The following is a 10,453-nucleotide window of genomic DNA, read 5'->3' on the forward strand; positions in this document are numbered from 1 at the left end:
GTTGAACCTGTTGAGGGTAGGCTAGAAAAGCTGTCGGGCCGCGATTCCGCCGCGGCCCGACAGCCTGTCGTTCCTGGAAGCAACTCCCAGATGGCAGCACCCTCAGAAGCCCACAGGGCTTCTCAGCAGGTGGTGCTCAGTCGGGTCGAACCGATCAGTCGTTGGCGCCTGCTTCGTAAGCCTGCACAGTGACCCAGGCAGCACCGGCGCCGCCGGCGAAGCCCACACCGAACGCGACCAGCGTCGGGGTGGCCTGCACGGGCGCCATCGCGCCGAACTCGCCCTGGCTGTCGTCCCTCAGATCCGCCGGGGTGACGGCGACAACACTGTCTACGATCCTGCTCATGGCATTTCTCCTTCGAGATTGATCGTGGTGAGAGGTTTCAGCCGACGACGCGACCGGTGACGTAGGCACCCACAACAGCGGCCGCGCCAGCGGCCGCGCCGCCGACGTACCAGCAGGTGGCGACGGCCGCAGCGGGGGTGGCCAGGACCGGCATCGGGGCGTCATCCCTGTAGCCCTGCTCCAGCGAGCCGAGGTCCTGCTCGTTCATGAACGCAGCGATCTTCTGTTCCATCGCGTTGTCTCCCGTTTCTCTATTGCGTTTCGGTGCATTCCGATTCTTGCTGGTGGTACTGCCGGCCAAGACATGGACCGACCATGCCTGATGTGAGACATCAGGCAAGCCTATGAGAGGCATTGCAAGGGGCGCGCGGCTTTTCTATCCGCTGCGGTGATCGGACGCTACGCGCGTCGCACCGAAAGCCGATAATGCACCGTGAACTTTCTTGACAAGGCGTAGGAGGTTTTGAAATCCGAGTCGCTGGGACTTTTGTGCGCGATCTTCGCCAGGCAGGGCCTAGGCAAGAAAACATGCCAGGCAGCGGGAGAACACAGACCCCCCAGTATTCCCTGCATACAGAATATGGTTCGCAGCACCACGGACACTAATGCCCGTATCCAGACTCAACCTCATGTACCTGTCCCCCAATTGGTCGGATTCCTCGGAGCGTCGCTATTTCCGGGATCATTCGCAACGGATGGCCCGTGGTGGTCAGCCACTAGCCCCTTGACTGCTGAACAGGACGACGGCCCGCACGCCTCGGAGGCAGCGACCGAGCGGTCGACCCGCAATTCCCTGCAAGAAAGTTGCCGCGCTTCCCGAAGGCAACGCCACACTAGCGACTGTTGATCAGGGAGAACAGGCCATGAAGCCGTTCTGGCCGGATTCGAAGCGTGTCGGCTGACGCCGCCCTGGTCTCGACACAGGAATCGACCTGGGATTTATCCGACTACACCCATGCACCCACGAGTAATGTCCAGGTAATGGAGTGGCCGATTCCCCTCCATGAAAGACTCATGGAACCCCCAACTCCGCTTACGTTGTCACACATACCGCACCGCTGCCAACCGCATATGGTCGACGCTGACCACCACAGGGAAAGCTCGAGCACCACAGAGGGAATCAGCCCCACCGCTTTCCTGGGGTGAATACGGACATCAGTGTGCGATTCACCGCACCCAGGAGGAGGAATTTTCCATCCTCCTGCCGGTTCTGAGCGTCGCGCAGGCCGGAACTATGCGATCCACAGTCGTCCCCGGACGAATCCGCCAACCGGCCGTACTTTTTCAGCCAGGTTCGAACCTGGCCGGTGTCCTGGATAGTTACTGCCGCGCCCCCAAGACCGGCAAACCGCTCGGCAGAACTGCCCCAAGCTGTCCAGCCGCAAGCACGGCTCGTACTCCATACGCCAGGAGCTCCCGCCCCGCGCCGACGGCACCCGCCGCTCCTTCAGCCGCGCCGGCTACGAGAGCCTCAAGGCGGCCCAAGCCGACCTCGACCACGTCCGCGCCATCCTCGGCCTCGCCGACACCGACGACCCCGAGGGCACGGAGCTAATTGGCGCCATGCTGGAGGAAGTCGGCGACCAAAAGTCGCTGCTGCCCGATTCTAGAAAACCCGGCGGCGCCTGAAGTCAGGCCAGAACCTGATCGGCCGCCTGACCGTCAGCGAGTGGCTCGACCGATGGCTCGACGGCAAGCGCATCCGCAACTCGGGACTCAGTCGCTACGAGACCGATATCCGGTTCCACTTGAAGCCCCGGATCGGCCACCACCGTCTCGACCGCCTGTGCGTGAGCCATCTAAGCGACATGTTCACGGCCATCGCCGACGCCAATGCCGAGATCATGGGGCACAACTCCCAGCGTCGGGCTGCGGTCGAGGAGATGACCACCGTGCCGTGGAAGGGCACGGACAACCGCGCCCGCCGCAAGGTGATGAAGACGGCGATCGACGCCATGCCCCCGTTTCGGCGTGTGACCGGCCCGGCTACCCGGCTGCGCATCAAGGCCACGCTGCGGGCCGCGCTGAACGACACGATCGGCCAGCAGATCCTCACGTTCAACCCGGCCGCGCACGTCGAACTCGACCCCGTGCGCAAGCCAAAGGCTCTGGTGTGGACGGACGCACGGGCCGCCAAGTGGGAACACACGGGCGAGAAGCCCTCGCCCGTGATGGTCTGGACACCCGAACAGACCGACGCATCCCTCGACTTCGTCGCAGACGAACGGCTGTACGCGATGTGGCACCTGATCGCCTTCCGCGGCCTGCGTCGGGCGAGGCGTGCGGGCAGCCCTGGTCGGAGACCAAGCTCGATGACCACTCCCTGACCGTTTCCGCCCGGCTCGTCCAGGACGGGTGGGAGGTCGAGACCTCCGAGCCCAAGACGGACAGCGGCTTCCGCGTGGTCGCGGTCGACGACGACACCGTCAGCGTCCTGGAAGCGGCACCGCGAACAGCAGGACGCCGACCGCGAGGAGTGGGGACCGGCATGGTCTTCACCCAGGAAGACGGCTACTGGCTCCACCATGGCAAGGTGACCGACCTTTTCGAGCGCCTCGTCGCTGCCTCGGGGCTCCCGCCGAGCCGGCTGTACGACCCCCGCCACGGGGCGGCCACCCTCATGCTCGCCGTCGGCATCGACGTGAAGATCGTGTGCGACACACTCGGGCACAGCGGCACCCGCATCACGCGAGACATTTACCAGAGCGTCCTGCCGCAGGTCGGCAAGAACGCGGCCGAGGCCACCGCCAAGCTGGTCCCGCTCCAGCGCAAGACCGAGGCGGAGGAGGCCCGCAAGGCCGCCAAGAAGGCCAAGGACGAGGCGAAAGCCGAGGCAAGGGCCAAGAGGAAGGGCAAGCGGAAGAAGCCCGAGAAGTAGGGCACCGGACCGCTCCGCTCACGCATCGCTCACGCAAGCAATCTCACGGCATCCCAGCCGTGTGAGGCGCCATGCCCGGAGCAGCAGAAAACCCCAGGTCAGCAGCTATCTGTCCTGGGGTTTCACGGAGCCGCCTTCGGGATTCGAACCCGAGACCTACGCATTACGAGTGCGTTGCTCTGGCCATCTGAGCTAAGGCGGCGCGCTGCCCGCACCATGGTGCGATCGGCAACGTCGGTAAGTCTACACAGTTTCCGGGGGTGCTCGGACACCGCCCCGGAGCGGCCGCTCCGGGGCGGTGTCCGGCCACTACGAGCAGCGCTTTCCCTGGGCCGGCGGGGTGCCGCGCAGCAGGTAGCCGTTGATCGCGGAGTCGATGCACTTGCTGCCGCGGCCGTAGGCGGTGTGGCCGTCGCCCACGTAGGTCAGGAGGCGGGCCGAGGAGAGCTGGTCCGACAGGGACTGGGCCCAGCGGTAGGGGGTCGCCGGGTCGCGGGTGGTGCCGACGACCACGATCGGCGCCGCGCCCCGGGCCGTGATCCGGTGCGGCGCGCCGGTGGGCCTCACCGGCCAGTACGCGCAGTTCAGGGAGGCCCAGGCGAGGCCCTCGCCGAAGACCGGGGACGCCTTGCGGAAGGCGGGGAGCGCCTGCTCCGTCTGCTCGGGGCCGGTGAAGGCGGGCGGGAGGTCCAGGCAGTTCACGGCGGCGTTGGCGAACATCAGGTTGCTGTAGTGGCCCTCGGCGTCGCGCTCGTAGTAGCTGTCGGACAGGATCAGCAGCCCGGCGCCGTTGTTCTTCCGCATCGCCGCGGTCAACGCCTGGCGCAGCTGCGGCCACGCTGCCTGGTCGTACATCGCCGCGATCACCCCGGTGATGGCGAGCGACTCGGTGAGCCGGCGGCCGTCCGCGTCGCCCGTGGGGACGGGGTGCGCGTCGAGCTTCCGGAAGAACTGCTGCAACCGTGTGCCGACCTGTGCGGGGGTCGTGCCCTTGCCGCCGAGCGGGCAGTCGCCGTGCCGTACGCAGTCCCTCGCGAACGACTGGAACGCGGTCTCGAATCCCGCCGTCTGGTCCAGGTTCATCCGGCGCGACGACAGCGAGGGGTCCATCGCGCCGTCGAGGACGATCCGGCCGACCCGGTCCGGGTACAGCCCGGCGTACGTCGCGCCCAGGAACGTCCCGTACGACGCTCCGACGTAGTTCAGCCTCCGGTCCCCCAGCGCCGCCCGCAGGATGTCCATGTCCCGCGCCGCCTCGGCGGTGGAGACGTGGCGCAGCAGCTTCGGAGCGTCGGCACCGCAGCCCTCCGCGAACCTGCGGTAGGCGGAGACGAGCGTCGTGATCTCCTTCGGGTCGTCGGGTGTGATGTCGGTCTGGCTGTACCGGTCCATCGCCCGGTCGGTCAGGCACTTGACGGGCTCGCTGCGGGCGACGCCGCGCGGGTCGATGGCGACCATGTCGTAGCGGGCTCGCACCTCGGCCGGGTAGCCGACGCCCGCGTACTGCTGCAGGTAGCCGATCGCCGAGCCGCCCGGTCCGCCCGGGTTCACCAGCAGCGAGCCCAGGCGCCTGCCCGGGGCGGTGGCCTTCTTGCGGGCGACGGCCAGCTCGACCTCGTCCGCGGCGGGGTCGGCGTAGTCGAGCGGTGCCTTCAGGGTCGCGCACTCGAAGCCGGGCACTCCGCAGCCGCGCCAGGTGAGCTTCTGCTCGTAGTACCGCGACAGGCCGGACGGCGTGGCGCGCGGCAGGGCGGCCAGGACGGCCTCCGCCGCCGCCGCGGTGGTGTGGTCGCTCGCCGTGCTCCCGGTGGAGCAGGCCGAGACGAGCAGGGCGACGGCGGCCAGGAGGACGCCACCGGTGCGGGCCGAACGGAGCCCGCGGGTCCGGTGGGTTCGGCTGGCCGGAGCAAGGGCGCGGCTGATGTCCATCCCGCGAGCGTAACCGCCTGCGACGATATGAACGCTCAGCGTACACACCATGCCTCGTACGAGTGACACCGTCAGCCGCAGGTGGGCGGGGTGAGACGGCGGCCCGTCCGGCCGCGGGCGGGCACCGATGGGCGGCCGTCGGCGCCCGCGGCGGGGTGCGCGGCAGCTTCGTCGGCCTCACGGCCCCGCACGACGGACGGCGGCCTCGTCGGCCGCCAGGCCGGGCACGGGAACGGCCGGGCGGGCACGGAAAGCGGCCGGGCGGGCACGGAAAGCGGCCGGGCGGACACCGGAGCGGCGGCCTGGTCGACCGCTGGCGGTCTGTGGGCGGCGGTCCCACGGCGCGCGTCGGCGGCGAGGCCCGCGGCGGCTGCGTCAGCCTGCTCTGAGGGCCATGGTCATCGCCTCCACGGCGAGGAGCGGGGCCACATTGCGGTCGAGGGCGTCGCGGCAGGCGGCGATCGCCTCGATGCGGCGCAGGGTGGACTCCGGGGTACTGTCCCGCGCCAGGCGCTCCAGCGTGTCCTCGGCGTCGGCGTTGGCTATCGCCACCCTGGAGCCCAGCTGGAGGGCGAGGACGTCCCGGTACAGCGCGGTGAGGTCGGTCAGGGCCAGGTCCAGGCTGTCGCGCTGGGTCCGGGTGCGGCGGCGCTTCTGCTTGTCCTCCAGCTCCTTCATCACGCCCGCCGTGCCGCGCGGCAGCCGGCCGCCCTGCGCCGCGCCCAGCGCCGCCTTCAGCTCCTCGGTCTCCTTGCCGTCCGTCTCCTCGGCGAGCGCCTTGGCGTCGTCCGCGGCGGCGTCGACCAGCTCCTGGGCCGCCTTCAGGCAGCCGCCGACGTCGCCGATGCGGAGCGGGAGCTTCAGGACGGCGGCCCGGCGTTCCCGCGCGGCGGGGTCGGTGGCCAGTCGGCGGGCCCGGTCGATGTGCCCCTGGGTGGCCCGGGCCGCGGCGGCCGCGAGGCCGGGCTCGACGCCCTCCCTGCGCACGAGCATGTCGGCGACGGCGTCCACCGAGGGCGTGCGCAGGTTCAGGTGGCGGCAGCGCGAGCGGATCGTGGGCAGGACGTCCTCGATGGAGGGCGCGCACAGCAGCCAGACCGTGCGCGGGGCCGGCTCCTCGACGGCCTTCAGGACGGCGTTCGCGGACTTCTCGTTCAGCCGCTCGGCGTCCTCGACGAGGATCACCTGCCAGCGGCCGTTCGCCGGGGAGGTGAACGACTTGCGCACGGTGTCCCGCATGTCGGCGGCGAGGATCTGCGTGCCGTCGGCGGCGACCGTGCTGACATCGGCGTGCGTCCCGATCAGCGCCGTGTGGCAGCCGTCGCAGAAGCCGCAGCCGGGGACCCCGCCCAGGGCGCGGTCGGGGCTGACGCACTGCAGCGCGGCGGCGAAGGCGCGCGCCGTCTGCGTGATGCCGGCGCCGGGCGGTCCCGTGAACAGCCAGGCGTGGGTCATCTTCGACGCCTCCGGCGGCGGTGCGTCCGTCGCCGCGGCGGTGACCTGGGCGTCGGCGTCACGGGCAGCGGCGGTCAGCACTTCGCTGACCTTCTCCTGCCCGACGAGGTCGTCCCACACGGTCATGGGTCACGCCGCCCTTCCGTCAGGTTCTGTGGTGCCGGATCCATTGTGACGGTGAGGACTGACAAACGGGACGGGTGCCCTGGGCCTGGCGGGCACCCGGCCCCGTCCCGCAGGCGCACGCGGGACAGCGGCCTCGGCGGCCGTTCGGCGGCACGGCGGCCCGGAGCGGCCTCGGCGGCGGTCGACCGGACCGGACAACCGGAAGCGACACCAGCCGACGGCCAACCGGAACGACGACCGGAAGCGACACCAACGGGCGCCACCGGAAGGACGACCGGAAGCAACACCAGCGCCGGCCACCGGGACGGCGACCACCAACCGCGCCCGCGGCGGCCCACCGAAACCGCCGGGCCACCCACCACCTACCGGGTCACCGGACCAGCCCTACCGGGTCACCGGACCAGCCGTCGCGCGCACCCGGCGCGTGCACGGCTGGCTCGGTCCGGTCGCCCCGGCCGGGATCAGCCGCGCCGGCCGCGGCCACCCCGGCGGCCCCGGCCGTCGTCCGGCTCCCCGTCGTCCTCGCGAGGGCCCAGCAGTTCGTCCGCCAGCGTCGGCAGGTCGTCGAGCGGGGTCTCCTCCGCCCAGTCCGGACGCGGCCGGCGCGGGGCGGCCCCGCCCTCGGCATCCAGCCGCGGCAGCTCCCGCGTGCGGTCGTCGGAACCGCCGGAACCACCAGGCCGCGCGGTACCACCGGCTCCGGCCGGGGCCGCGCGCTCACCGTCGGCGGGGCGCTCGTCGCGGAAGAAGCCCGGGGGCACCCGGTCCTCGGGGTCCTCGGCCGGAACCGGCGGCAGCACCGCCGTCTCGTCCGCCGCTCCGGCGGAGCCCACCGGCGGGAGCACCGTCGTCTCCTCCCCGGCGGCCGGCGGAACCGGCGGCTGCGGGAGCTTCGCGGTCACCTCGGATTCGGACTCCCCGGCCGCCCACGAGGGCGTGCCGCCGGTCCGCTCGTCCCGCACCGGCCGCAGCACGGCCGTCTCCTCGGCCGGACCGCCCGAGGCGTTGGTCGGCGTCACCACCGGCGTCGGCACGGTCATCGCGTCCGCCGGGACCGCCGGAGCCGTCGCCTGCCCGGGAGCCGGCTGCGCCGGACCCGCCTGCGCGGCGGCCGCGGCCTCCTCCGCCGCCCGCCGTGCCTGCTCGGCGCGCAGCAGGGCCTCCTCGGCCTTGCGCTGCTTCTCCAGACGCAGCGCCTCGGCCTCGGCACGCAGTCGCGCCTCCTCCTCGGCCTGCTTGCGCAGCCGCTCCTCCTCGGCCTTGCGCCGGGCTTCGGCCTCGGCGCGGGCCTGCTCCTCGGCGAGCAGGCGCGCCCGCTCCTCCTCGGCCCGGCGGCGTGCCTCCTCGGCCCGCTGCCGGGCTTCCTCGGCCTGCCGCTCGGCCTCGCGCCGCTGCGCCTCCTCCAGTTCGCGCCGCTTGCGCTCCTCCTCCTCGGCGCGCAGCCGCGCGAGCTGCTCCTGGCGCTCACGCTCCAGCCGTTCCTCCTCGGCCTTGCGCCGGGCCTCCTCCTCCGCCTTCCGGCGGGCCTCCTCCTCGGCCTTGCGGCGGGCCTCCTCCTGGGCCCTCACCTCGGCCTCGGACAGGGGCAGCATCTGGTCCAGCCGGTGCCGGACGACCGTCGTGACGGCCTCGGGCTCCTGGCCCGCGTCCACGACGAGGTAGCGGCCGGGGTCGGCGGCGGCCAGCGTCAGGAAGCCGGCCCGCACCCGGGCGTGGAACTCGGCGGGCTCCGACTCCAGCCGGTCCGGCGCCTCGGTGAAACGTTCCCGGGCGGTCTCCGGGGAGACGTCCAGCAGCACCGTCAGGTTCGGGACCAGCCCGTTCGTCGCCCAGCGGGAGATCCGCGCGATCTCCGTCGGGGACAGGTCGCGGCCGGCGCCCTGGTAGGCGACCGAGGAGTCGATGTACCGGTCGGAGATGACGACCGCGCCCCGCTCCAGGGCGGGCCGCACGACCGTGTCGACGTGCTCGGCGCGGTCGGCCGCGTACAGCAGCGCCTCCGCCCGGTGCGACAGGCCCTGCGAGGACACGTCCAGCAGGATCGACCGCAGGCGCTTGCCGACGGGCGTGGCCCCCGGCTCGCGGGTGAGGACCACCTCGTGCCCCTTGGCCCTGATCCACTCGGCGAGCGCCTCGGCCTGGGTCGACTTGCCGGCCCCGTCACCGCCCTCCAGGGCGATGAAGAAACCGTTCGACGCGGGCACCTGCGCCGGGTCGTCGCCGCCGCGCAGCGCGTCGAGCAGGTCCTGCCGCAGCGGCACGCCGGAACGGTCGTCGGCCTTCGCCAACACCAGCGCGGCGACCGGCAGCAGCAGCGCGCCGACCAGCATCAGCGTGAAGGCGGCGCCCCCGTGCGCGAAGACGAACCTGCCGTTCTCCAGCCGGTGCGGCCCGATGGCGCCCGCGACGACCGGGGCGATCACGGCGCCGAGCGCGACGCAGACCCGTACCACCGCGTGCAGGTGCTCGGTCGTGCGCGCCCGGCGGTGGTCCTCGGTCTCCTGGTCGAGCAGGGTGTGCCCGGTGTTGGCGGCCACGCCCGCGCTCACCCCGGCCAGGGCCAGGATCAGCAGCACGGTGGTGACGTCCGGCACGAGGCCGGCGGCCAGCAGTGCGACGCCGGTGAGCGCGATCGCCAGCGACAGCAGCCGGCGGCGCGAGAGCGACTCCAGGGCCCTGGGCGCCGTGCGGATGCCGACGACGACCCCGCCGGTCAGGGCGAGCACCAGCAACCCGTACAGCACCGGCCCGCCGCCCAGGTCCTTGGCGTGCAGCACGCACACGGCGACGGCCGCGGCGATCGCGCCGGCGACCGCGGCGCAGGCCGTGACCAGCAGCGGAAGGGCGCCGGTACGGCCCTTGTCCACGGTGGTGCCGGTCCGCGGGCGGCGCAGTCCCTCGAGGGGCGACCGCGGGCGGGGGGTCCGCGTGTCGGGCAGCTCCAGGGCCGTCAGCACGGACAGCGAGGCGGCGAACAGGCCGGCCGCGACGAAGGCGGCGAGCGCCGCCTGGTGCTGGGCGAACCAGTCGATGCCGGTGCCGAGCACGTTGTTCAGGAGCGCCGCCAGGACCAGGACGGCGGCCGCGAGGGGGAAGGCCCCGAAAGCCGTCCGCAGCGACAGCCGGCGCAGGGTGCCCATGTGGTCCGGCAGCGGGCGCACCGTGGCGCCCTCCGGGGGCGGCGCGGGCAGGAGCGCGGGCGCCGCGCTCTCCCGGCACACCGTCCAAAAACGCTCGGCGATCCCGACGACGAAGGCCGTGACCAGGAGGAACGCGGGCGCGTCGCCCGGCGTCCAGTCGATCCACAGCGGTGCGACGATCAGCAGGGCCGCGCGCACGCCGTCCGCGCCGACCATCGTCCAGCGGCGGTCGAGCGGTCCCTCCCGGGAGGTGAGGGAGGTCAGCGGTCCGAGGAGGACCGCGCCGAAGAGCAGCGTCGCGAGGATCCGTGCCCCGAAGACGGCCGCCACGGCGAACGCCGCGCCGCGGTAGCCGCCACCGAACGTGTTCTCGGCGATCGCCGCCTGCAGGACCAGGAGGACCAGGACCAGGAGGGTCAGGGTGTCAGCGACGCTTCCCACCAGTTGGGCGCCCCACAGGCGCCTCAGCTGCGGCCGGCGCAGCAGCGCGCGGAGGGCGCGCTCCCGCGAATCGGCGACCAGGGCGTCGTCAGGGGCCGGAGTGGGGGCCGTTGGCTGCTCGGCTCGCGTCATGCAATC

The 10,453-nt window shown here is 72.1% G+C and carries 7 protein-coding genes and 1 tRNA gene; 2 read left to right on the top strand and 6 right to left on the bottom strand.

Going from position 1 to position 10,453, the window contains the following annotated elements:
• Nucleotides 1-154: 154 nt before the first annotated feature.
• Together ABZ920_RS19040 and ABZ920_RS19045 are read right to left on the bottom strand one after the other, a co-directional pair.
• Entirely contained in the window at nucleotides 155-346 is a 192-nt protein-coding gene (locus tag ABZ920_RS19040) for a hypothetical protein (protein WP_361505870.1), read from the bottom strand.
• A 37-nt stretch (nucleotides 347-383) separates the two neighbouring features.
• On the bottom strand, nucleotides 384-578 hold the full coding sequence (locus tag ABZ920_RS19045) for a hypothetical protein (protein WP_006132579.1): 195 nt from the start codon (nucleotides 576-578) through the stop codon (nucleotides 384-386).
• A 1,576-nt stretch (nucleotides 579-2,154) separates the two neighbouring features.
• On the opposite strand from ABZ920_RS19045, the gene ABZ920_RS19050 reads away from it, so the two are divergent.
• Both ABZ920_RS19050 and ABZ920_RS19055 read left to right on the top strand, forming a co-directional pair.
• Nucleotides 2,155-2,673, top strand: a complete 519-nt coding sequence (locus tag ABZ920_RS19050; RefSeq protein ID WP_361505873.1) for a hypothetical protein — start codon at nucleotides 2,155-2,157, stop codon at nucleotides 2,671-2,673.
• Entirely contained in the window at nucleotides 2,586-3,224 is a 639-nt protein-coding gene (locus ABZ920_RS19055) for a tyrosine-type recombinase/integrase (RefSeq protein ID WP_361505876.1), read from the top strand. Before ABZ920_RS19050 ends, ABZ920_RS19055 begins: the two co-directional genes overlap by 88 nt.
• A 128-nt stretch (nucleotides 3,225-3,352) precedes the next feature.
• Here the strand turns inward: ABZ920_RS19055 and ABZ920_RS19060 are convergent.
• From ABZ920_RS19060 to tmk, 4 genes are all read right to left on the bottom strand, one after another.
• Nucleotides 3,353-3,426 (bottom strand) — tRNA-Thr (locus tag ABZ920_RS19060).
• Nucleotides 3,427-3,533: 107 nt separating this feature from the next.
• Nucleotides 3,534-5,153 (bottom strand): alpha/beta hydrolase, encoded by a 1,620-nt coding sequence (locus ABZ920_RS19065; RefSeq protein WP_361505879.1) that lies wholly within the window; start codon nucleotides 5,151-5,153, stop codon nucleotides 3,534-3,536.
• 375 nt (nucleotides 5,154-5,528) lie between these two features.
• Nucleotides 5,529-6,734, bottom strand: coding sequence for a DNA polymerase III subunit delta' (locus tag ABZ920_RS19070; RefSeq protein ID WP_361505882.1), 1,206 nt, complete (start codon nucleotides 6,732-6,734; stop codon nucleotides 5,529-5,531).
• Between the two features lie 461 nt (nucleotides 6,735-7,195).
• Nucleotides 7,196-10,447 (bottom strand): dTMP kinase, encoded by a 3,252-nt coding sequence (gene tmk / locus ABZ920_RS19075; protein WP_361505885.1) that lies wholly within the window; start codon nucleotides 10,445-10,447, stop codon nucleotides 7,196-7,198.
• Nucleotides 10,448-10,453: the final 6 nt, after the last annotated feature.

It is taken from the genome of Streptomyces sp. NPDC046831 (genome assembly GCF_040645305.1).
Lineage (GTDB): Bacteria > Actinomycetota > Actinomycetes > Streptomycetales > Streptomycetaceae > Streptomyces.